This window comes from Maricaulis sp. B-26 (genome assembly GCF_056857855.1).
Genome location: NZ_JBSXNX010000025.1, coordinates 126707 through 149048, shown reverse-complemented (window position 1 = coordinate 149048; position 22342 = coordinate 126707). Strand labels below are relative to the sequence as shown.

Genomic DNA, 22342 nt, shown 5'->3' with positions numbered 1-22342 from the left:
GCGACCACGAACACGCCCAGTGCGAGCGTCGCGAGAAAAGCGATCCAGAACCAGAATGGGCATTCAGCCTTGCGAATTGAAGAAACATCACTCGGATTGATCTCAAACAGCAATCATGGATCATTCCCGGCGGGGTACAAGCTGTCGAGGCAAGTCTGAAATGCCGTCCAACCGAAGACGAAAGATTTCCGTCGCCGGTCGACGTTTAGGCAATGCGCGGATTGACCGTTTCAGGCGGGTCCGACAGTTCAACGCGCTAAAATCACTCAACCGGCAGTCCGCCCCGTTCGGACCGGATGCCACGCAACATTTGCACAGTGCGGGCTTCCACCCCGAATTTGTCAATCTGATAGCGGCCACCCCGGCACCAAACCCTTTCTTCAAGCCTACACGGCGGATGTTTCACGGCGTCGCCATCGCGGTAGTGCCGTCCGCGTGGTTTATCCTGGCATTTGGACCAGGCCTGTCTTTAGGCCCAGCCGAGACCACCTGCCCGAGCGCACCCGGTCTCGCCTCGACGCTGGCAATTCTTGCCGTTTCGCTTCTGGTAGGCGCCACGATCGGCACGGTATTCGTTGCGGCCATTTCGCCTGAATACCACGCGCTGGTCGGCGCGGAACGTCTTCGCCGTGTTGCGGCTCGTGGCAGTCACGAGGACAGGGCCAAGCTCCAGCGTTGGGCGAGCAAACTAGGGGGCCTTCAATCAGGCCCCGCACTCGTACGATTGGGCCGAGAACTCGAATCTGGAGCGACGGTCCTATCCTTGGCCGTGGCCGCAGTCGCGGCGGCTTTGGCCGCGAGCCTGCTTCCTATTTGCCTGTAATACCCTCCAGCGCCGCACGCATCCCGTCCGGCAGGCTGACCGGCCGGCGCGTTTCGCGGTCGACATAGACATGCACGAAATGCCCCTGCGCCGCGGGTTCGTCGACCCCTTCGCTGAACAGGCCGATTTCGTATCGAACCGAGGAATTGCCGATCCGGCTGACGCGGATACCGACCTCGACGGTTTCCGGATAGGCCAGCGCTGCGAAATAGTTGCAGCCGGTCTCCACGACGAGCCCGATCACGCCGCCCTCATGGATATCCAGACCGGCCTCCTCGATCAGGAAGCAGTTCACGGCGGTGTCGAAGAAGCCGTAATAGGCGGCGTTGTTGATATGTCCGTAGATGTCGTTGTCGGCCCAGCGCGTCGGCAGTTTGCGCCAGCGCCTGTAGGCCTCGCGGGTCCGTTTCTCGATCACAGCACGGCCTCGTAACACGCCTTGGCGGCATCCAGCGTCATCTCGCGCGGATTATTGACCAGGAGGCGCTCCACCTTCATCGCGTCCTCGGCCAGCTTGGGCAGGTCGTTATGGCTGACGCCGACCTGGCTGAGACGCGTTTCGATCTTCACCGCGTCCGCGATGCGTTCCATTTCCTCGACCAGCGCCGCAGCGCCCGGGTTCTTCAACCCGATATGGGCGGAAAGCTCGGCATAAAGCGGTTCGGCCACTTCGGCATTGTAGCGCAGGACGGGCGGCAGCATGAGCGAGTTGGAAAGCCCGTGCGGTACGTGGAATATCCCGCCGAGCGGATAGGCCAGGGCGTGCACGGCACCGACCGGAGCATTGGCGAAGGCCTGACCGGTCAGAAGTGCGCCGAGCAGCATGTCTTCTCGGGCCCGGGTGTCCTTGCCGTCCGTGCAGGCTTTCTCGATCGCTCCGTGAAGCTTTTTCAGACCCGCCAGCGCCAGAGCGTCGGAAACCGGGTTCTTGTGGATTTTGGAGGTATAGGCCTCGATCCCGTGAACCATGGCGTCGATCCCGGTTGCGGCTGTCACCGCGCGCGGCAGGCCATAGGTCAGCTCGGCATCGAGAACGGCCATATCGGCATAGAGCGCCGGGTCGTTCACACCCATCTTGGCGGTTTCGCCGACCGTCACCACGGAGATCGGCGTCACCTCCGACCCGGTCCCGGCCGTGGTCGGCAGAAGGATGAGCGGAAGACGTTGGCCGCGCACCTGGTCGACGCCATACATCTCGGCCAGCGGCTGATCGCTGCCCAGCAACATGGCGACCAGCTTGGCGGTGTCCATCGACGAACCGCCACCGAAACCGATCACCAGCTCGGCCCCGAAGGCGCGCGCCTCCTCGACCACGGCCAGCACCATGTCCTCGGGCGGGTCCGCCACCACGCTGTCATTGACGCGAACGGCGAGCCCGGCAGCATCGAGACCTGCGAGCGCGGTGTCGATCAGCCCCAGACCGCGAACGCCGGCATCGGTGACGAGAAATACGCGCTTCCGCTCACCGATCAGCGGCGCGGCGATTTCGGCCAGGCGCCCCGAGGCGCCGGCGCCGACATGAATATGGGGTACGGTGCGAAAATCGAATCCGGTCATGACGACGCGCCTCGCAAAAGGTGTGAATATGCTTGCCAAACCATGGTTGTAGCATCACCACTACAAGGCAAGTGTTGCGGTGCAAAAACCTGTTCAAGTCTGTGCGGTATGGCCAAGCGGGATAAAATCACGGCGTCGCACCCCTCATGGCTAACAGAACCTCGGCAGCGATCACGCTGCGAAAGCAAAATTTTACTTTAAAATGTTACAGTTAACATCAATTGCCCAAGATATTGATTTCTCTGGACACGCCCGCCCCCAAAAGGTGCAAGGGTCCGGATCTGGATGTGCGGTTGCCAGGATTCATTTCCAAATACTGGCCGCTCCCGGGCTCGCCGCCCATTCTCCCGTCAAACAAGAATACCACTTGGGTGACAGCGTATGACGATCAAGGTCGAACGAATTGGCGCGGGCCGATTTGTATGTATAGAGGTTTCCGGCGTCCCAAGTCTGCGTGAGGCTGGCTGGGCGACAGAGCGCGCGCGCGAACTGTGCGGGAATGACGGGGTCAAGGGCATCCTGCTCGACGCCGTGGAAGTCGAAGCGGGCATGTCGCCTGGTCTGACAGCGGAATTGCTGGAAAATCTGATGCTGGCTCTGGAGCATCCGGTTCCGGTCGCGCTCGTCGAGTCGCGGCACTGGCCGCAGATCAGTCGCGAGAAGGTCGAAAGCAGACTGATCGGCCTGTCCGGCGCCCTGACCCGATTCCAGAACGCGGACCGGGCCATGGCATGGCTGGAAGGACGCTCCGAGACGGCCTGACGCGGGCGCCCTCAAGACCGATACGCAAAAAGCCCCCGGCCCATCGGCCGGGGGCTTTTGTATGTCGGCGGGTGATGGCCTCGCCGGATTTACTGCATCGTCGGGATAACGAAAGCCTGGTCCTCGATCTCACCGCTCGGCCAGCGCTGGGTGACCGTCTTGATCTTGGTGAAGAAGCGGATGCCGTCCGTACCGTACTGGTTGGTATCGGTGAAGGCCGAGCGCTTCCAGCCGCCGAAGGAATGATAGGCGACCGGGACCGGGATCGGGACATTGATGCCGACCATGCCGACCTGGACCTTCTTGGCGAACTCGCGTGCGGCAAGACCGTGGCGCGTGAAGATCGCGACGCCATTGCCGTACTGGTGCTCGGACGGCAGATGCGCCGCCTCGTCCAGGCTGTCGGCACGGACGACCTGCAGGACCGGGCCGAAAATCTCCTCCTGGTAGGAAGACATGTCCGGCTTCACATTATCGAACAGGCTCGGTCCGATGAAGAAGCCCTTCTCATGGCCCTGCAGCTCGAAGCCGCGGCCGTCGAGCAGAAGATCGGCGCCTTCGTCCACGCCGGTCTGGATCCACTTCTCGATCGAAGCCCTGTGGGCCGAGGAGACGACAGGGCCGAAATGCGCCTGGTCGTCGGTCGACACGCCGACGCGCAGGGATTTCGCCTTTTCCAGCACCCGGCCGACGAATTCGTCCGCCGTGTCCTTGCCGACCGGAACCGCGACCGGCAGCGCCATGCAGCGCTCGCCAGCGGAACCGAAGGCCGCGCCGAGGAAGTCGTTGACGACCTGGTCCATGTCCGCATCCGGCATGATGATGCCGTGGTTCTTGGCGCCGCCCATGGCCTGGAAGCGCTTGCCCTGCTCGGCGCAGGTCTGGGCGATGTAATGGGCGATATTCGAGGAGCCGACGAAGCTGACGGCCTTGATGTCGTCATTGTGCAGCAGCGCATCGACGGCGGTCTTGTCGCCGTGCACGACCTGCAGCACGCCTTCCGGCAGGCCGGCCTCGATCATCAGCTCGCCCAGACGGACCGGAACCGACGGGTCTTTTTCCGACGGCTTGAGGATCATCGCATTGCCGGTCGCGAGCGCCATGCCCATGAACCACATCGGGATCATGGCGGGGAAGTTGAACGGCGAGATGCCGGCGACCACCCCCAGCGGCTGGCGCATGGAATAGACGTCGATGCCCGGGCCGGCGCTCTCGGTGTACTCGCCCTTCATCAGGTGCGGTACTCCGCAGGCGAACTCGATCACTTCCAGACCGCGGACGATGTCGCCCTTGGCGTCGGCGATCACCTTGCCGTGCTCGGAAGAGAGCAGGTGGGCGAGCTCGTCCATCTCCGCCTCGACCAGCTCCTTGTACTTCATCAGCACGCGGGCGCGGCGCTGCGGATTGGTCGCGGCCCATTTGAGCTGGGCTTCCTTGGCCAGCTCGACGGCCCGTGCGACCTCGTCCGTGGTTGCGAACTGGACGCGCGCCTGCACCTCGCCGGTATTCGGGTTGTAGACGTCACCGTACCGGCCGGACGACCCGGTGAAGCTTTCGCCATTGATGAAATGGTGGATCTCGCGCGTCATGAACTCGCTCCCGCAACTCTTGTGGAGCCGGTCTTCATCGGCCGGCACTTCGTTGGCGGTGACTTAATACGCCGGACGCGGAGTGTCGAGGTGGCGCGGCTGATGGTCGCCATATGTGGAGGACCATCGTACGGACGCATGGCGCGAAAAAATCCCGGCCCGCCCGATTGCCGGGCGGACCGGGGAGGGAAGTAACACCTAACGAAAGCGCCTCCGCAACACCTCGAAGGCTATCGCGGCCTCACCCATTACATGGCTGAACCCCATGAATCCGTGCACAGTCCGGTCAAAGCAGTAGAGCTTTGCCGGGACACCGGCGCGACGGGCACGGCGGACGAAGTCGGCGCCTTCGTCCCGCAGCGGATCATAGCCGGCCGTGATTACGGTCACCGGTGGCAAACCGGTAAGATCCTCCGCCAATAACGGCGAGACGTCCTGCGTGTTGGCCAAGCCAGGGTCGGCAAGATAATTGCCCGCCGCCCAGGACACATCTTCGCGGGACAGGAAATAGCGACCATCCCCCAGCAATTCCCGCGAGGCATGTTCGGCCATCTCCGGGATCACCAGAACCGGATAGAATAGGGCCAGATGACTTAACGACACGTCAGACCTGTCGGCCGTCCGCAGCGCGATGGCGGCCGCCAGCGTACCGCCCGCACTGTCGCCCGCCAGCGCTACGGATCTCTCGCCGAGGCCGGCGCGGTCGGCCGCATCCCGCGCCCAGGCCAGCGCGGACAGTCCAGCATGGATCGCCGCCGGGTACTTGTTTTCCGGTGACAACGGATAGTCGACACTGGCGACGATATGCCGTGTCGCCCTGCACAGGCGTCGCGCGAAACCGTCATAGGCCCGTGCATTACCCAGCGTCCAGCCGCCGCCGTGCAGGAAGACCAGTACGCCCCGCGGTTTTCCGAACGGCGTATAGACATGCAGATCGGCAGCCTGCCCCTCGACCCCGGGGCCCACGCACGCCTCGACCGATGCGACTTCGGGCCCGGGCTGGTCGATCTCGGACATCAGGGTGTCGACCGCATCGCGCGCCGTTTCAACCGGCAGGTCGCGGATCGGCGCCGCCTCGGGATCGGCTTGGTCGAGAAAGGCCTGCGCCCCCTTGGACAACGGCCGCCGGCGCGCCTTGCGTACGCCTACCGGCCGTGTCGAATATGGCCGAAACCACATGGGCATTCCCTTTTAGGCTCGTGTTGGATGAGGTCGGCACCGGCCGGACCGAAGTCCGGCCGGTCCTTGTATGACCGCCGTCAGTAGCGGTAGATCACACGCACATCCCAGGTCCGCGGCGCAGCGTAGAATGCGTCCTGCAGCCCCGGGAACGCAGCCAGATTGAAGCCTTGGACCTGAATTGCCTCGTCACCGATATTGCGCACCCCGGCCCGCAGTTCCCAGCGTTCATCAGCATCCCGCAGGGCGACAAACCCGTTGCTCAGCCAGTAGGCGTCCTGCATCACAGTTCCGGCGAGGCCGACACCTCATTGGCCGTCTCGCTGCGGTAGGCGGCGTCAAGATGAGCGACCCCGATGAGTTGATCGCCGATCGGCGCTTCCCACGTTGCACTGACGCTGCCCGACCACTCCGGCGTATTGACCAGCGGACGGTCGCTGACATCGGTTGCCACGCCGCCGACCAGCGTCTCGAAGCGGTCGTATGCGCCGTCCATATAGCCCAGCGAGGCATTGAGCGTGAGATGGTCCGTCGGCAGTGCCATCAGCTCGAACTCGACACCCTGGACCGTCGCCGCCGCCGCATTGGTAAACAGGCTGACGAACGTATTGGTGACCGGATCGGCACCGAACGACGTCACTTGCAAGTCGGTAAAGTCATTATAGAAATATGTCGCGTTCGCGATTACGCGACCCCCGGCCCAGCTGGTCTTGATACCGGTCTCATAGCTCCAGACGAATTCGGGATCGAAGGGCTGGAAACTGAAGTCATTATTGGCCCGGCCGTCGAATCCGCCGCTCTTGAAGCCGCGCGCGACCGCCCCGTAGACGAGCACCCTGTCGTTCGGCTCGTAGGAGATCGAAACCCGTGGCGTGAACGCCTCGAAATCCGCCTCGCCGGAGATCGGCGTACCGGCCACGCCCGCACCGGACAGGAAGGGCGGAAGATCCTGGATGACCGAAACGTCCGGATCGAAGAAATACTCGAACCGGCGCGTCGACTGCTTTTCCTCGAACGTATAACGAAGGCCCGCGCCGAGACTGATGGCATCGGTCAACTGCCAGGTCGCATCGCCGAACACCGCGACGGAATCGGTCGTCTGATCCGTATCCGCAAGCGATGAGGTCGGCAGGCCGAACAGCGTGACCGGGAAACCGAACAGCGCGGCAGAGCCGTTGTCGACACCGCTGAAGGTCAGGTCGTCATCGTGGAAATAGTAGACGCCGCCGACGAAAGCGAGCGGGCCGCCCGCATCATAGGTGGCACGGATTTCCTGGGTAAATTGCCACTGGTCCTGATCGAGCAGAACGTCGAGCAGCGGCAGAGGTGTGCCGTCCGTATCCAGGTTGAGATCGAAACTGAACTCCCGGTAGGAGCTGATCGTCTCGATCTCCAGTGCATCGCTGACCTGCCAGGTCGCCGTCACCGACGCACCGAACGTCGTGGCGTCGGACAGGCCGCCCGCATTCACGTTTACGTCGTAAGGACGGGACGGGACCGGAAAGGTAACGATCGTTCCCGGATCGCCGACCGGATCGGGAATGCCGGCGGCCGGCGTGACCAGAGTCGGGTTCCGCGACGTGTCCGGCCGCTCGATCTTGCCCTCCAGGATGATGTCGATCTCCAGATCGTCCCTCGGTGTGAAATACAGGCCGGTCCGCAGCGCCAGCGTGTTCTGGTCGCCATCGTCCTGACCGGTGAAGGCATTGGTGTTGTAACCGTCACGCCGGGTCCAGGCGAAAGCGATCTTGCCGCTCAGCCGGTCCTCGGCGATCGGACCGCTGACACGCCCTCGCAGTGTGGCAAAGTTGTAATCGCCCAGACCGGCCTCGACATAGGCTTCCGGTTCATCGCCGGGACGGCGCGAGACGAATTTGACGGCGCCGCCGATCGTATTCCGGCCGTAGAGCGTTCCCTGGGGACCGCGCAGAACCTCCACCCGTTCGACATCGAACATTTCCAGGAAAGCGGCCTGGGAGCGGGCGATGAAGACATCGTCGACATAGACGCCCACGCCCGGGTCGGCGAAGGCCAGCGAGTCGTTCTGGCCGACACCGCGCAGATAGATCACCGCATTCGATGCGTCGCCCTCATCGAAATAGAAATTGGGCACGGAATATTGCAGGCCCGACAGGTCGTCGGCCTGCAATTCGCTGATCCGGTCCTCGGTGAAGGCCGAAACGGAAACCGGCACGTCCTGCAGCGATTCCTCGCGACGACGCGCTGTCACGACGATACGCTCGATACCCGGATCGACCTCGACCTCGCTCCCGGCGTCCTGGGCCCAGACCGGAAAGGCCAATGCGCTCAGAGCGATGGACGAGGCACAGGCCAGATGAAAGGATTTCGAGCGCGAACGCGCTCCTCCGGAACGGCAAGCTTTTACTATCACTTTGTCCTCCCCCCGCAATTTCATTCTTTTCGGGTTACCGGGGAGAGTAGGCAGGGGCCGAAACCCCGTACATGACAGGAAGCGTCAATGTTGGAGGACATTTTCGCTCAACTCGGCGCGGGCAAGCTCGACGTGCCGGTACGAAAGGCAGTCGGCGTGAGCCCATTGCGCGCCTTGAAGGCGCGCGAAAAACTGCGCAGGTCGGAAAAGCCGAGCGCTTCGGCGACATCGCCCGGCGGCCAGCCGCTCCGCAACAACGATTTGGCGCGCTCGTCGAGAACGCGCGCCTTGATATCGCGAAAGCTCTCCTGCTCATCCGCCAGGCGCCGGCGTAAGGTCGGCAGGCTCATGCCGAGGGCGGCCGCGACACCGGGCTGGCTGTCGATGCCCGATGCGATCGCAGCCCGCACACGGCGCGACCAGTAGGCCCGGCCCAGCCCGAAACGCCGGTCCGCGGACAGGCGGTTTGCCACGACGTCGTAAACATGCCCGTCCGGAAAGTCCGCCCGCCAGCCTCCATCCAGCTTTTCATCGGCCAGTGTCCGGTCGAAATGAACTGCGTAGTTCGGCGCCGCGCGGCGCACAGGGGCATCCCAGAATTCGAGAAAGGCCCCGCCCGGGGCGGTGCGGGAACGGCGGGTCCAGATGCGCGTCACATGACGGTCCAGCGGCCTGTCAGTGATCTCCGTCAACAGGACATGCAAGAAGACCATAACGCTCTCGATGAAGGCATGGTGGTCGCCGTCCGTCTCGCTGAAGGCATAGGGGAAGTCGCGATCATCGATGACATAGACGATTTCGCGGGGCCGCAGGATGATGCGGTTGAACTCGCCGCCATGCACGAAATTATAGGCCGACGCCAGGCGCCTGACGGCCTCCAGGAGGGTTTGCGAGCCGGCCAGCCCGTTCAGCAGGAATTGCGTCGTCCCGTGCATCAGCTGGCGCGAGGACGCTCCGCAGGTCTCGTCATCCAGAGCGTCGGAAATACCCTGCATGATCCGAAAATACTGTTCGTAGCTGACCGCCGTTTCCGGCGGCATCGCGAACAGATCGCCCGGCAGGTCCAGCCCATGCAGCAGCTTCTGCGCATTCAGGCCTGCCGAACCGATCAACCCTTCGAGGAACCGGATCTCCTCCAGTTCGACCCGGAATGTCCCGTCTTCACACATCGAAACGCCACATTCGCTCATGCTGGACGATTTGTAGACCAGATCGGCCGAAAAGCGGAATGTCCTAATGCGGCCGAGGCGCGCCCCGGGCGGAAAGCAACGTCGATGATTATGGACTTAAGGCGCAGATCAGAAGGCGTGCGCCAGATTTGCATGGCTGTCCGCCTGCGTATCGCCAGCGTCGGTTTCGGCGTCCGTCAACTCCGGCCGCCTCTGGCAGCAATCCTCGATCAGATAGCGGACAAGGCGTCGCGTACCATCGGGATTGATCGAGTAGAGCATGAAGCGCGAGCGCCGTTCTGCCTTGATCAGTCCGGCCCGTTCGAGTGCCTGCAGATGCCCCGTCATGGTGGAGGGCGGAACGTCGAAACCGTGAGCCAGATCGCCGGCGGAAATCCGCTCTGGCGCAGCTTCGCACAGGGTGCGGAACAGGGCGAGGCGCACGGGGTGGGACAGGGCAGCGAACCCGGAAACGGCATCACGAGCAGTCATGCTGTCCGGGTAGCGGACCAGCATGACTGCTGATTGCAGGTTCAATGAAAGTTTTGCGACAACGCCAAGCGCCGCAACGGGGCTGGCGGTGCCGGAAACGCCGGGCTCAGGCCGTTCCGCCACGATGCAGGGTCGAGACACGGCGGCCGAACAGGCGATTGAACACTCCACCGATACCCTTGCCATGAATGCCGCGCGGCGACCGGGCCGGATTGCCGACGCTGGCCAGACGCTGAACCGCGCGCTCGTCGGCGAAGGCCGAACGCTTGCGGAAGATGGCGGCGTCGCCGCCGATGCAGTCCTGCAGCTCGAAGGCCTCGTCCTCTTCCAGCGCATCGGCCAGGCGGGCCGTCGCACCGTGATCGGCACCGAGAAGGACCAGGAAACCGCCTTCCTTGAGACGGCCCGCAACGTGACGCCAGTTTGCCGCCATGGCCGGGAAGCCCGTATCGGGTCCGAAGATCGCCACGTCGATGGCGCGCTCGCCATCCTGGGAGCGGGCCACGAGGCTGCCGCGCAGCTTGTCGGTGGCGACGCCGCGGCGCTCGCAATCGGCGGTCAGCGCATCGATCGCCTGGACCGGCGCGACGATGTCGTGACGGGCCCCGCGGCGCAGGCAGACCGCGCCCAGCTCGCTGGCGCCGATCTGGACCGTCCGGTCGCCCGGATTGACGATCATGCCGAGATAGTCGGCGACCATATCGTCCTGGATACGGGTCCGGCGAACAGGAGCCTTGCGGATGCGGCCGGCTTGCAGGGTCTGGGTCGTGGTCATGGCGTGTCCCGATCGTGAACAAGGTGTTAATGCCGGCTCCACACCTCGCAATCGCCGGGCCAGTTCGTTGACGTCTTGTTAACCTCTCGAGACCGCCATCAATAAAAAGCCGATTGCATCCAGGCCGCGCGAGCCGTCTCATGCGGCTCATGGACCCGATTGATTCCGAACACCGCGAAGACGCGAAACACATCGTCGACGAGCTGATCGAGGATCGCGCCCCGCACCTGATCCACACGCCTTTCTGGCCGCTGATCAAATTCCTCGGCTATCCGATGCTGGGCTACCGGCGCGCCGTGGCGATGGTGGACACGATCACCGGCATGGGCGGGACGGAATGCTTCGACTGGGCGGCGGACTTTCTCGACCTGCGCACGCAGGCGACCGGGCTGGAACATGTGCCCGAGACCGGCGCCTGCGTCATCGTCGCCAATCATCCCGGCGGGATCGCCGACGGCCTGGCCCTCTGGGACGTCTTGCGCGAGCGCCGTCCCGACATGCTCTATTTCGCCAATCGCGACGCGCTCAAGGTCTGTCCGGGCCTCGAGGAACGGATCATCCCGGTCGAATGGCGCGACCGGAAACGCGACCGCACCCAGAGCCGCGAAGTCCTGCGCCGCTCCTTCGACGCCTTCAAGGACGAGCGCTGCATCGTCGTCTTCCCCTCCGGCCGCATGTCGGAATGGAGCTGGAAGCACTGGCAGCTCAAGGAACGCCCCTGGCACCCGACCGCCGTCAGCCTCGCCCGCAAGTTCGGCGCGCCCGTGATCCCGCTCGCCGTGCGCCAGCGCATGCCCCTGCTCTATTACGCCCTCGCCCAGATAAACGAGGAGCTGAAGGACATGACCATCTTCCAGGGCCTCATGGGCAAGGCCGACGCCCGCTACCGCCTCGATTTCGGCCGCCCGATGACGGTCGGCAAGGATGACGGCAGCGACGCCCAGGTGACCGAGATGTTCCGCAATATCTGCGAGACCATGGCCTGGGGCCGTTAGGGGAAGGTTTTTTGATCTCACGGCAGTCCGCTTCGCGGACGCCTCCGATGGGGCGGCCCATAAGGGCCGGCGCGCGGTCGCGCTTGCGGGACCTGTGGTCCCGGGTTCTCAGTGCCGTTATCGTCTTCCCCCGCCGGGGGAAGTGGGCCGGCGCGAAGCGGCGGGTCGATGGGGGAGTTTTGTCCTGTACCGCTTGGCCCCCTCCGTCCCTGCGGGACACCTCCCCCGGCGGGGGAGGACGAAACACCGATAGCGCCACGACCTTCCGGCCTGGCGGTATGAGGGGTGCAGGGTGTCCGGCGATGCCGGAACTGATGAGTTTTGCTGTGTGGCATCGGGAACGACCCTGCACACGGAGATTTACCGGAGCCCTCACGGGCTCCTTCTCGAACCGGTCTGGATAGACAGTCAGCGCTTTTGCTGCCTCTCCGAACCGATGGCCTCACCGGGCCTTGCCGTGGTCAATCCGGCAAGGACGGGCAAGCTCCGTCCTCCCCACACCCCCGGCGAACCAGGCCGGGCCTCGAGCGGTGCGAGAACGGGGGTGATTATGGGGGAGAGTTGGAGGGCGGGGATAAGTTCGATTTTCAACGCTCCAAACTTGTCATCCCGGACGCATGCCCGGCCTAGTGCCGGGCGGAGATCCGGGACCCGTACGCCCGGTGCTGGCCGGAAGAAGGCGCGGCGTGGATAAGAGAGTCCGCTTCCGGGAACATCCCGCGTTTATGGGTCCCGGCTCTACAGCCCGCCTGCGCGGGCTATCCGGCCGGGATGACAGCTTGAAATGAAATATCTCGATTCCCCCTGAACAAGCTGGGAAACCGGAGCTGAGCGGCGCGCCCCGCGCCCACTTCCCCATTCATCGCTTGCCGGGATGTCGGCGCTGGACCCGCGCGGCCTGCTGGCTGGCATGCGATGGAGGGGCGGGCTGCGCTTGGCGCGAGAAGGAATACAAAGCGTGAATATTCGCGGCGAGAGAAATAGTTTGCGCCCCGCTCCTAGCGACTAAAGCATTCGCGCTAATCGCGCGAAATGACTCGCTTCAACACCTCGCCCAGTGGGTTCAAGATTTTCCCAAGAAGCCAGATAATCGCCGCGTAGATCGAGCTCACATAAAACTGAAAATGGCGCCATTGCGCCAGCCGCGGACGTCCTTCCTCCAACGCCGCGAAATACTCTTCACGCATATCTTCCAAAATCTGTGAGAAAACCCGATCATAGGTTTTCTTTGGAAATATGGTGCGTAAGAGTTCGGCACCTAGATGCCCAGGCGGACGTTTAATTGCGTCCGCGTCAATAGGCCGAGTACGCCTAACCCAAGACAGACTAACCACAATCCAAAGGACACCTCGCATTGACGCGGGAAATGTACGGCGCAAGGCGACCCGGAACGAATCTGACTTCAACAAAATCGTATAGCCAACCACAACCACCCCGAGGAGCCCTAGGTAGTCAAGCAAGTTACGCGCGACCCAAGAAAGGACCTCTAGCATCCAGCCGCTCCTGACAGCATGTCACCGGTCTCTTCGAACGCGTCGACGGCAGCCAATATCCGCTGCCCGAGGCCCGAAATTCGATAGAGGCGCCGAGGCATTCCTGGCTGACCTTCGCGCTTTTCGACTCGATCAATCAGAAAGCCCTTATCGACCATCCGGCTGAGGTATACATAGATCGACCCTCTCTTGAGTTTATCTGACGATTTTACAAGTTCTAAACCGTACATTTCCGTTCCAGTCTTCAATAGTTGAAGCACCTCGCGCTCTGTGCCCGAGAGCCTAGGAAGTTGGTTCATTGTCAGTCTCTCTATCTCTCTATCTCTCTATCTCCAACGCGATGAGGCGGAGAAAAATTTGTCGCCACCTAACGAGCTGTTAGACACAGTATCACACAGCGTTAGACTCATTTCAACCAGGCGCGTTTCGGACAGCATTTTTTGCACCAGCGCCGGCAAATAGAGTCTGAGCGAGAAAAAAGCCCTCCGGGCATAAGTCCGGAGGGCTAATACATAAATGACATGAAAACGCCCGCGATCAGCTTTCCCGCTCCACCATCATTTTCTTGATCTCGCCGATGGCTTCTGCGGGGTTGAGGCCCTTGGGGCAGACCTGGGCGCAGTTCATGATGGTGTGGCAGCGATAGAGCTTGAACGGGTCGTTGAGATCGTCCAGGCGCTCGCCGGTGGCTTCGTCGCGGCTGTCGGCCAGCCAGCGATAGGCCTGCAGCAGGGCCGCCGGACCCATGTATTTGTCGCCATTCCACCAATAGGACGGGCAGGCCGTCGAGCAGGAGGCGCACATGATGCACTCGTAGAGGCCGTCCAGCTTCTCGCGCTGCTGAGGGCTCTGCTGCCACTCTTTCTCGGGCGCCGGCGTGTCGGTCTTGAGATAGGGCTTCACAGCGGCGTGCTGGGCGTAGAATTGCGTCAGGTCCGGGACCAGATCCTTCACTACCGGCTGGTGCGGCAGCGGCGAGATCGTGATCGTGCCCTTGTACTCGTCGATACCGGAGGTGCAGGCGATGGTGTTGCGGCCGCCGATATTCATCGAGCAGGACCCGCACACGCCTTCGCGGCAGGAGCGTCGGAAGGCCAGCGAGGCGTCGACATTGTTCTTGATCCACAACAGGGCATCGAGAACCATCGGGCCGCAATCGTCCATGTCCACCTTGTAGGTGTCCCAGGTCGGACCGTTGCCGCTCTCCGGATCGTAGCGGTAGATGCGGAAGGAACGCGTATTCCTGGCGCCGTCCGGCTTGGGATGGGTCTTGCCCTTCTTGGGCTGGGACCCCTTGGGGAGTGTCAGCTGAACCATCTCTAGTCCCCCTTAATAGACCCGAGCCTTGGGCTCGATGTACTGGATGTCGTTGGACATCGTGTAGGTATGAACCGGGCGGTAGTCGATCTTCACATTGCCGGCCTCGTCGCACCAGGCGAGCGTGTGCTTCATCCAGTTCTCGTCGTCGCGCTCGGAGAAGTCCTCGCGGGCGTGGGCGCCGCGGCTTTCCTCGCGATTGGACGCGCCGTTCACGGTCACCGCGGCCTGGGCCAGTAGATTGTCCAGTTCGAGGGTTTCCATGAGGTCGGTGTTCCAGATCATGGTGCGGTCGGTGACGCCGATATCCGGCATGCCGGTATAGACCTGCTTGATGGCCTCGACGCCTTCCTGGAGAACCTCGCCGGTCCGGAAGACCGCGCAATTGTTCTGCATGGAGCGCTGCATTTCCAGACGAAGCTTGGCCGTCGGCGTGCCGCCCTTGGCATTGCGGTACTTGTCCAGACGATCGAGCGAGTTCTGGCCGTCCGTTTCCTTGAGTTCCGGCTGGCTGGCGCCCGCCTTCGTCGTCTCGCCCAGACGCAGGCCCGCGGCCCGGCCGAACACCACAAGGTCGATCAGCGAGTTTGAGCCGAGGCGGTTGGCACCGTGGACCGAGACGCAGGCCGCTTCGCCCACGGCCATCAGGCCCGGCACGACCGTGTCGGCATCGTCGCCGACCTTGGTCAGGACTTCGCCGTGATAATTCGTCGGGATGCCGCCCATATTGTAGTGGACGGTCGGCAGGACCGGGATCGGCTCCTTGGTCACGTCGACGCCGGCGAAGACGCGCGCGCTTTCGGAAATGCCCGGCAGGCGCTCGGCGAGAACCGCCGGGTCGAGGTGATCGAGGTGAAGGTGGATATGGTCGCCATTGGCGCCCACGCCGCGGCCTTCGCGGATCTCCATCGTCATCGAGCGCGAGACCACGTCGCGCGAGGCGAGGTCCTTGGCCGAGGGCGCATAGCGCTCCATGAAACGCTCGCCGTTGGAGTTGGTGAGATAGCCGCCTTCGCCGCGCGCGCCTTCGGTGATGAGGCAGCCCGCGCCATAGATGCCGGTCGGGTGGAATTGCACGAATTCCATGTCCTGCAGCGGCAGGCCCGCGCGCAGCACCATGGCATTGCCGTCGCCGGTGCAGGTGTGGGCCGAAGTGGCGGAGAAGTAGGCGCGGCCGTAACCGCCGGTCGCCAGCACCACGGTCTGGGCGCGGAACCGGTGCAGCGTGCCGTCATCGAGCTTCCACGCGGTGATGCCGCGGCAGACGCCGTCATCGTCCATGATCAGGTCGAGGGCGAAATACTCGATGAAGAATTCGGTCTCGTTGCGGACCGACTGGCCGTAGAGCGTGTGCAGGATGGCGTGACCGGTCCGGTCGGCGGCGGCGCAGGTGCGCTGCACCGGGCCTTCGCCGTAATTCTTGGTCATGCCGCCGAACGCGCGCTGATAGATCTTGCCGTCCTCGGTGCGCGAGAAGGGCACGCCCCAGTGCTCGAGCTCGTAAACGGCAGCCGGCGCTTCGCGGCAGAGATATTCGATGGCGTCCTGGTCGCCGAGCCAGTCGGACCCCTTCACGGTGTCGTACATGTGCCAGCGCCAGTCGTCCTCGCCCATGTTTCCGAGCGAGGCGGAAATGCCGCCCTGGGCGGCCACCGTGTGCGAACGGGTCGGGAAGACCTTGGTGATGCAGGCGGTCTTCAGTCCGGCCTGCGAAGCCCCGAGGGCAGCGCGGAGGCCCGAGCCGCCCGCGCCCACGACCACCACGTCATAGGTGTGATCGATCCAGTTGTATTCGGCCATAGTGTGCGTCCGTTACAGCGCGATTTTGACGAGAGCGAAGATGGCGACGAGCCAGAGCCCCGACATCAGGAAAGTGTTCACCAGCATGAGGAGCGTCTTCGTTCCCGGCTTGTGGATGTAGTCCTCGATGATCACCTGCATACCCAGCCGGGCGTGATAAAGCGCCGCAGTGAGGGTAAGCAGGGTCACGATGGCGCCGCCGGCGCTCGCGAAGAAGGCGCGGCTGGCCTCGGCATCCGGCGCACCGGACATGGCCAGCATCCAGACGAAGACCGGTGCCAGGAAGAAGAGCGCGATGGCGGAAACCCGGTGGGCGATCCAGTGGCTGGCCCCGTGACCGGAGGCGCCGAGACCGCGAACCTTGGCGGCGGGCGTTCGATAATCGCTCATGTTCAGCTCCCCAGATTCAGCCAGAGCAGCGCGGTCGGGATGACCGCGGCGACGATGATGAGGATGGAGCGGGTGTTCGAGCCCTTCGGGTCGTAGCCCTTGCCGAAATCCCAGACCAGGTGACGCAGACCGTTCAGCCAGTGATAGCTGACCGAATAGGTCAGGCCGATCAGGGCGAAGCGGGTCACCCAGGCCATGCCGCCCTCGAACAGGAAGGCGACGGAGCCTTCCGCGCCGAAGGCCAGCAGGATGAGCCAGACCGAAATCGCGACCGCGCCGATATAATTGGCGACGCCGGTGGCGCGATGGAGGATGGACGATGCCATGGTTGCGTGCCAGCGCCAGACCTGCAGGTGAGGCGACATGGGACGCGGATCAGACCAGTCGGAAGCCATGTGGCAGCCTTTCGCTTCTTGCCCGTCCTCGCAGGCATGCGGGCGGGTCTCAGTCATGTCCGGTTTTCGCCGCGCGTCAGCCCTGGCGCTGCGGCGCAAAATCGTCGTCGGAGCAGCACAATAGGGCGGAAGGTGTCAGGGTCAACGCGATGGAAGCGCACCGCTGACAACTTACCGCCATTTTGCCGCAGGACCGGCTAGTCCATACGCATGTTTTCCGGCAGGAGATGCTCGTTCACCTGCCCGTCCTCGACATAGACGATGCCGCCCTTCATCACGAGATCGACGTGCTGCAGCAGGTTCGGATAGGTCAGCAGGTCGCCGTCCACGGCGATGATGTCGGCCGCCATGCCCGGCGCGATGGAGCCGGTCTCGTCCTGCACACCCATGAAGACCGCGGCCCAGTAGGTCGAGGAGCGGATCGCATCCATCACCGGAACGTCGAGCTCGCGCGTCCAGACGTCGAACTCGTTCCAGGTCGACTGGCAGTGGAATTTCATCGGGATGCCGCTATCGGTGCCCAGCAGCATGACCACGCCGGCCTCGCGCAGCTGCTCGAACTTGCGGCGCAGGGTCGGCGCGCGCAACGGGGTCAGCTGGGTATAGGAGAGACGCTCGGGATGTTCGATCGACCGGGCGATATCGGCGATGGTGTCGGCCTCGAGGCCACGGTGCCAGCAGGTATTGTCGAGGAATTCATTGTTCTCGCGGGTCCGGGAATAGTTCCACAGCCCCTCGATGGTCGGTGTCCAGAAGAGCGGACCGCCGGAAATCCGGCCCCGCGCCGTTCGTGCCCGCAGCGCCTCGATGACGTGCGGCGGATATTCCGGCGCCGTGGTCAGGCCGGTGTGCTCGAAATTGTCGATGCCGATCTCGAGCCCGCGAATGATCTCCTCGGGCCGGTGGGAGTGACCCACCACGCGCAGCCCGTTCGCATGGGCTTCGTCGACCACGGCCTGCGCGGCTTCGGGCGAGACCAGGTCCTGGCTGACGAACTTGATCACGTCGACGCCGGCATCGGCGAGCGTGCGCACGTGCTGGCGCGCCTCGCGCACGCTGTCGATGCCCCAGCGGAAGGCCTCGGTGCCCGGATAGGGCTCGTCCTGCAGAAAGGGACCGGAGACGTAGAGCGTCGGACCGGGCAGTTCGCCGGCATTGATCCGGTCGCGCACCGAAATCGACGGCTCGAGGGGCGCTCCGAGATCGCGGGCGGACGTCACGCCTGCCAGAAGGAGCTGCACGGCGGAGGCCGGCATGATCTCGCCTTCCAGGCGGTCGAGATAGGTGCGGTCCCAGTGCTCGTAGTCGGAATGACCGTTGAGCATCAGGTGGGCATGCATCTCCCACAGGCCGGGCATGACCGTCATGCCTTCGGTGGAAACGACCTCATACCCGTCCGGAACCGGGGTATTGTCCTGATTGCCCACGGCGACGATGCGGTCGTCCTCGACGAGAATGACGCTGTCATGCACGGGCGGGCCGCCATACCCGTCGATCAGCATGCCGCCGACCAGAGCCTGACGGCCCTCGGCCGTCGCTGCGGCCGTGGCAAGAACGGAGGCGGACAGGGCCAGGACACCGGCCCGCACGAAAGACGAGATGCGCATGATTGTTTCTCCCCAGATGCACTTCGAGCGTATCACCACTCTAGGCCCCGAAAACGCATCCTGGAAATTCATAAGCAATGACCTACACTTGGATGCGAACAGCAAGGACTTGCGACATGCCACACCCCGCCTCGAACCGCCCCTCCGCCGTCGTCACCGGCGCATCGACCGGTATCGGCCATGCCTGCGCCGAACGCCTCGCCAGGGAAGGCTGGCGCGTCTTCGCCGGGGTCCGCAAGCGGGAGGATGGCGAGCGCCTCGTGAGCGAGCTCGGCGACGCCGTCACGCCGCTCATCATGGACGTGACCGATACCGAGAGCGTCCGCGCGGCCGCCAACACCGTCCGGGACGCCCTCGAAGGACAGACGCTCAAGGGCCTGGTCAACAATGCCGGCATCGCGGTGGCGGGACCTCTCCTGGATCTGCCGCTCGAGGATTTCGAATACCAGATCGACGTGAATGTCACCGGCGTGGTGCGCGTCACCCAGGCTTTCGGGCCGCTGCTCGGCGTGGATGAGAGCCTCGAGGGCGAACCGGGGCGCATCGTCATGATGTCCTCGGTCGCCGGTGAGTTGGGCGCTCCCTTCGTCGCACCCTACACCGCCTCCAAACATGCCGTGGAGGGGCTGTCCAAATCGCTGCGCCGCGAGCTGATGATGTTCGGCATCCAGGTCGTCGTGATCGGCCCCGGTGCCGTCGCGACGCCGATCTGGTCCAAGGCGGAGGAAATCGATGCCGAGCCCTATCGCAAGACCCGCTTCTACGACGCGATGATGCGCATCCGCAGCTGGATGACCGTGAACGGACCGGCCGGCTATCCGCCCTCGAAAATCGCCGATCGCGTCTTCCGCTCGCTGACCGAAGCCAGACCGCGCTTCCGCTACGCCATCGTGCCGCAGCGGCTGGCCAACTGGTCCCTGCAGAAAATCCTGCCCGCCCGCATGGTCGACAATATGGTCGCCAAACGCGTCGGGCTGGAGCGCAAATACCGCTGAGCAGCCGGGGCGCGCCGCTTGCCCCGTCCCGGCACTCGCGCCATTCTCCCCCGGCATTTCAAGGGGAGTCCGATATGACCGCACGCCGTGTCCGCCCGTTCCTGGCGACGCTTCCGATCGCCTTGCTGGCCGCCTGTTCCCAGCCTTCCGGGCCGGAGGAGCCGGAGGGCAGCGCCACCGCGCCCGCTGCGGTCGAGCCGGCCAATGCCGGGACCGGTTCCGAAAACGCCGACATGTCCGAAGCCTCGGCGGCCTTCGCGACCCTGATCGAGGAATTCGAGGACTTCGAGCGGGAGAACAGTCCCGGGCGAAGAGCGCGCGAAGGCGATGTCGAGGCGGCCAGCCAGTGGCTCGACATTTCCGCCGAAGCCCTGGACGCGCAGGCCGAGCAGGAAGCCGCTTTCCTGGAACGTCTGCAGGCGATCGAGGCTGCGGATCTGACCGAGAGCGAGCGCGTCTCCTACGAGGTGCTCGACTATATGCTGCGCTATCGCGTCGAACGCGCCCGCTTCGACGAGGCACGCAGGCCCTTCCTCAATGATAGCGGCTTCTTTACGGCGCCGACCTATGCCGCCGCCTCGACGCGGCCGCGCACGATCGAGCTGGGCGAGGCCTGGATCCAGCGGCTCTACAATCTGCCGGCCTGGTTCGACCAGAACATCGCCTGGATGGAGCGGGGACTGGCAGACGGCTTCACCCAGCCGCGCCAGACCGCGGAGGGCGTGACCTCGCAGATCGAGGCGCTGGCCGATCCGGACACGCTGCGCGAGCTGCTGCGCGCACCGATCGAGGCCCTGCCGGAGAGCCTGCCGGCGGCCGAGCGCGAACGCCTCCTCGCCGAGGTCGACACCGCGATCGACGAAGCAGCCCTGCCGGCCTACGAGACCCTGCTCGACTTTTTCCGGAACACCTATATCCCGCAGACCCGCGAGAGCATTGGCGTTTCCGAAGTGCCCGGGGGCCGCGAATACTACCAGGTGCTGGTGCGCTACCACACCACGCTGGATACCTCTCCTGAAGAAGTCCATCAGCGCGGTCTCAACGAAGTCGCCCGTATTCGCGCGGAAATGGATGCCGTGATCGAGGAGACCGGTTTCGAAGGCTCTTTCGCGGAATTCCTGAACTTCCTGCGCACCGATCCCCAATTCTACGCCGAGACGCCGGAAGAACTGCTCATGCAAGCGGCCTGGATCGCCAAGCGGGCCGACGACCAGATGCCCCGCTTCTTCGGCCACCTGCCGCGCCTGCCCTACGGCGTGCGACCCGTGCCGGACACGATGGCGCCCACCTATACGACGGGGCGCTATTGGGGCGGCGATCTCGAGAACGGCATTGCCGGCGGCTATATGGTCAACACTTACGACCTCTCGCAGCGCCCGCTCTACACCCTGCCCGCGCTGACCGTGCACGAGGCCGTGCCCGGTCACCATCACCAGATTTCCATCGCCGCCGAGCTTGAGGATGTGCCGGAGTTCCGCCGCAATGCCTATATCACCGCTTTCGGCGAGGGCTGGGGCCTCTATACCGAGACCCTGGCCACCGATATGGGCCTCTATACGACCCCCTATGAGGAGTTCGGACGGCTGACCTACGAGATGTGGCGGGCCTGCCGTCTCGTGGTCGATACGGGCATCCATTATATGGGCTGGACGCGCGAACAGGCCGAAGCCTGTCTGCTCGAGAACTCGGCCCTGGCGCCGCACAATGTGCGCACGGAAGTACAGCGCTACATTTCCTGGCCCGGTCAGGCGCTGGCCTACAAGTCCGGCGAGCTTCTCATGCGCGACCTGCGCGCCAGGGCGGAAGAGCGTCTCGGCGAGGCGTTCGACATTCGCGCCTTCCACGACCGTCTCCTGGAGGACGGCGCCATGCCGCTGTCCGCGCTGGAAGCGAAAATGACCGGCTGGATCGAGGCGCAGGCTGCGGCCATCGAGGCCGGCGAGGCGGACGCGGAATGATCGCCTTCGCCCTGACCGATGCGCTTGTGACGCTGGGTGCCGGGGTCGGCATCTGGCGCATCTGGCGAGCCCGCCGCGACGGAGCCGTTCGCATGGTGCGGCTCGGCCTCGCCTTCATGGGGCTGGCGGCGCTTGCCGGTGCGGTCCGCTTCGCGTCCGGCCAGGTCGATGCCATGGCGGAGATACACAGCCTCGCCAGCAGTTTCGCGGCGGCCGCCGGTCTCGGACTGATCGCTGTCGCCGTCGTGATGAAAGGGCTGGACCTGCATCCGGCACCCGCCTTGACGCGCTATCTGCGCGTCGGGATCCCGGTGCTCGTCGCCTTCATGATGCTCTGGCCCGGCCTGGCGGGTTTCGTCGCCCTCCTGCCTCAACTGGCCCTGCTCGCCGGCTCGATCGGCGCGGTCGCCATGTTCGTGCGCGGTCCGCGCCCGGCAGCCGCGCTCTGGCTCGCAGCCTTCGCGCTCCTGATCTTCGCGTCGGTGGTTGTGGGCAGCAGTCGCGCGACGACGACGTTCGGCCTTGCCGACTGGCACATCTATCACGCGCTGGTCGGTGTCTGGGCCATCCTGACCGGCGAAGCGACGCGGCGCACTCTCGTCCGCTGATCTCACCGGATACGGACGATCGAACGAGAACGGGCGGCCCGAAGGC

Annotated in this window: 21 protein-coding genes; 5 read left to right on the top strand and 16 right to left on the bottom strand. The window is 64.1% G+C overall.

Annotated features, from left to right (window positions below; translation table 11 throughout):
- Positions 1-809: 809 nt before the first annotated feature.
- Positions 810-1241 carry an acyl-CoA thioesterase gene (locus tag AC13HB_RS12155; RefSeq protein WP_482950032.1) on the bottom strand — a complete coding sequence of 144 codons (432 nt, stop codon included), beginning with the start codon at positions 1239-1241 and terminating at the stop codon, positions 810-812.
- Positions 1238-2380 (bottom strand): iron-containing alcohol dehydrogenase, encoded by a 1143-nt coding sequence (locus AC13HB_RS12150; protein ID WP_482950031.1) that lies wholly within the window; start codon positions 2378-2380, stop codon positions 1238-1240. The genes AC13HB_RS12155 and AC13HB_RS12150 overlap by 4 nt, the downstream gene beginning before the upstream one ends.
- 381 nt (positions 2381-2761) lie before the next feature.
- Between AC13HB_RS12150 and AC13HB_RS12145 the strand changes: the two genes are divergently transcribed.
- On the top strand, positions 2762-3142 hold the full coding sequence (locus AC13HB_RS12145; protein WP_482950030.1) for a hypothetical protein: 381 nt from the start codon (positions 2762-2764) through the stop codon (positions 3140-3142).
- 89 nt (positions 3143-3231) lie between these two features.
- On the opposite strand, the gene AC13HB_RS12140 is transcribed toward AC13HB_RS12145, so the two are convergent.
- From AC13HB_RS12140 to AC13HB_RS12110, 7 genes are all read right to left on the bottom strand, one after another.
- Complete coding sequence (locus tag AC13HB_RS12140; protein ID WP_482950029.1) at positions 3232-4731, bottom strand: CoA-acylating methylmalonate-semialdehyde dehydrogenase; 1500 nt, start codon at positions 4729-4731, stop codon at positions 3232-3234.
- A gap of 198 nt (positions 4732-4929) precedes the next feature.
- On the bottom strand, positions 4930-5910 hold the full coding sequence (locus tag AC13HB_RS12135) for an alpha/beta hydrolase (RefSeq protein WP_482950028.1): 981 nt from the start codon (positions 5908-5910) through the stop codon (positions 4930-4932).
- Between the two features lie 80 nt (positions 5911-5990).
- A complete protein-coding gene (locus AC13HB_RS12130; protein WP_482950027.1) occupies positions 5991-6194 on the bottom strand; it encodes a hypothetical protein in 204 nt (67 codons plus the stop codon).
- Positions 6194-8302: a TonB-dependent receptor gene (locus AC13HB_RS12125; protein WP_482950026.1), complete on the bottom strand. Its 2109-nt coding sequence runs from the start codon at positions 8300-8302 to the stop codon at positions 6194-6196. Before AC13HB_RS12125 ends, AC13HB_RS12130 begins: the two co-directional genes overlap by 1 nt.
- A 107-nt stretch (positions 8303-8409) precedes the next feature.
- A complete protein-coding gene (locus tag AC13HB_RS12120) occupies positions 8410-9471 on the bottom strand; it encodes a helix-turn-helix domain-containing protein (RefSeq protein WP_482950025.1) in 1062 nt (353 codons plus the stop codon).
- A 129-nt stretch (positions 9472-9600) separates the two neighbouring features.
- Entirely contained in the window at positions 9601-9963 is a 363-nt protein-coding gene (locus AC13HB_RS12115; RefSeq protein ID WP_482950024.1) for an ArsR/SmtB family transcription factor, read from the bottom strand.
- A gap of 106 nt (positions 9964-10069) precedes the next feature.
- Positions 10070-10738, bottom strand: a complete 669-nt coding sequence (locus tag AC13HB_RS12110; protein ID WP_482950023.1) for a hypothetical protein — start codon at positions 10736-10738, stop codon at positions 10070-10072.
- A 149-nt stretch (positions 10739-10887) separates the two neighbouring features.
- Here AC13HB_RS12110 and AC13HB_RS12105 point away from each other — a divergent pair, with 149 nt between their 5' ends.
- Positions 10888-11733, top strand: coding sequence for a 1-acyl-sn-glycerol-3-phosphate acyltransferase (locus AC13HB_RS12105; protein WP_482950022.1), 846 nt, complete (start codon positions 10888-10890; stop codon positions 11731-11733).
- A gap of 1019 nt (positions 11734-12752) precedes the next feature.
- On the opposite strand, the gene AC13HB_RS12100 is transcribed toward AC13HB_RS12105, so the two are convergent.
- From AC13HB_RS12100 to AC13HB_RS12070, 7 genes are all read right to left on the bottom strand, one after another.
- A complete protein-coding gene (locus AC13HB_RS12100) occupies positions 12753-13226 on the bottom strand; it encodes a hypothetical protein (RefSeq protein ID WP_482950021.1) in 474 nt (157 codons plus the stop codon).
- Positions 13220-13525, bottom strand: coding sequence for a PadR family transcriptional regulator (locus tag AC13HB_RS12095; protein WP_482950020.1), 306 nt, complete (start codon positions 13523-13525; stop codon positions 13220-13222). The genes AC13HB_RS12100 and AC13HB_RS12095 overlap by 7 nt, the downstream gene beginning before the upstream one ends.
- 238 nt (positions 13526-13763) lie before the next feature.
- Positions 13764-14543, bottom strand: coding sequence for a succinate dehydrogenase iron-sulfur subunit (locus AC13HB_RS12090; protein WP_482950019.1), 780 nt, complete (start codon positions 14541-14543; stop codon positions 13764-13766).
- A 12-nt stretch (positions 14544-14555) separates the two neighbouring features.
- Positions 14556-16343 (bottom strand): succinate dehydrogenase flavoprotein subunit, encoded by a 1788-nt coding sequence (gene sdhA / locus AC13HB_RS12085; RefSeq protein ID WP_482950018.1) that lies wholly within the window; start codon positions 16341-16343, stop codon positions 14556-14558.
- A 12-nt stretch (positions 16344-16355) separates the two neighbouring features.
- Complete coding sequence (sdhD, locus tag AC13HB_RS12080) at positions 16356-16733, bottom strand: succinate dehydrogenase, hydrophobic membrane anchor protein (protein WP_482950017.1); 378 nt, start codon at positions 16731-16733, stop codon at positions 16356-16358.
- A 2-nt stretch (positions 16734-16735) separates the two neighbouring features.
- Positions 16736-17185 (bottom strand): succinate dehydrogenase, cytochrome b556 subunit, encoded by a 450-nt coding sequence (gene sdhC / locus AC13HB_RS12075; RefSeq protein ID WP_482950016.1) that lies wholly within the window; start codon positions 17183-17185, stop codon positions 16736-16738.
- Positions 17186-17325: 140 nt separating this feature from the next.
- Positions 17326-18735 carry an amidohydrolase family protein gene (locus AC13HB_RS12070; RefSeq protein WP_482950015.1) on the bottom strand — a complete coding sequence of 470 codons (1410 nt, stop codon included), beginning with the start codon at positions 18733-18735 and terminating at the stop codon, positions 17326-17328.
- Positions 18736-18851: 116 nt separating this feature from the next.
- Here AC13HB_RS12070 and AC13HB_RS12065 point away from each other — a divergent pair, with 116 nt between their 5' ends.
- The 3 genes from AC13HB_RS12065 to AC13HB_RS12055 all read left to right on the top strand — a co-directional run bounded on the left by AC13HB_RS12065 (position 18852) and on the right by AC13HB_RS12055 (position 22296).
- A complete protein-coding gene (locus tag AC13HB_RS12065; protein ID WP_482950014.1) occupies positions 18852-19730 on the top strand; it encodes an SDR family oxidoreductase in 879 nt (292 codons plus the stop codon).
- A 74-nt stretch (positions 19731-19804) separates the two neighbouring features.
- Positions 19805-21688, top strand: coding sequence for a DUF885 domain-containing protein (locus AC13HB_RS12060; protein WP_482950013.1), 1884 nt, complete (start codon positions 19805-19807; stop codon positions 21686-21688).
- Positions 21685-22296, top strand: a complete 612-nt coding sequence (locus tag AC13HB_RS12055) for a hypothetical protein (RefSeq protein ID WP_482950012.1) — start codon at positions 21685-21687, stop codon at positions 22294-22296. The genes AC13HB_RS12060 and AC13HB_RS12055 overlap by 4 nt, the downstream gene beginning before the upstream one ends.
- Positions 22297-22342 lie beyond the last annotated feature (46 nt).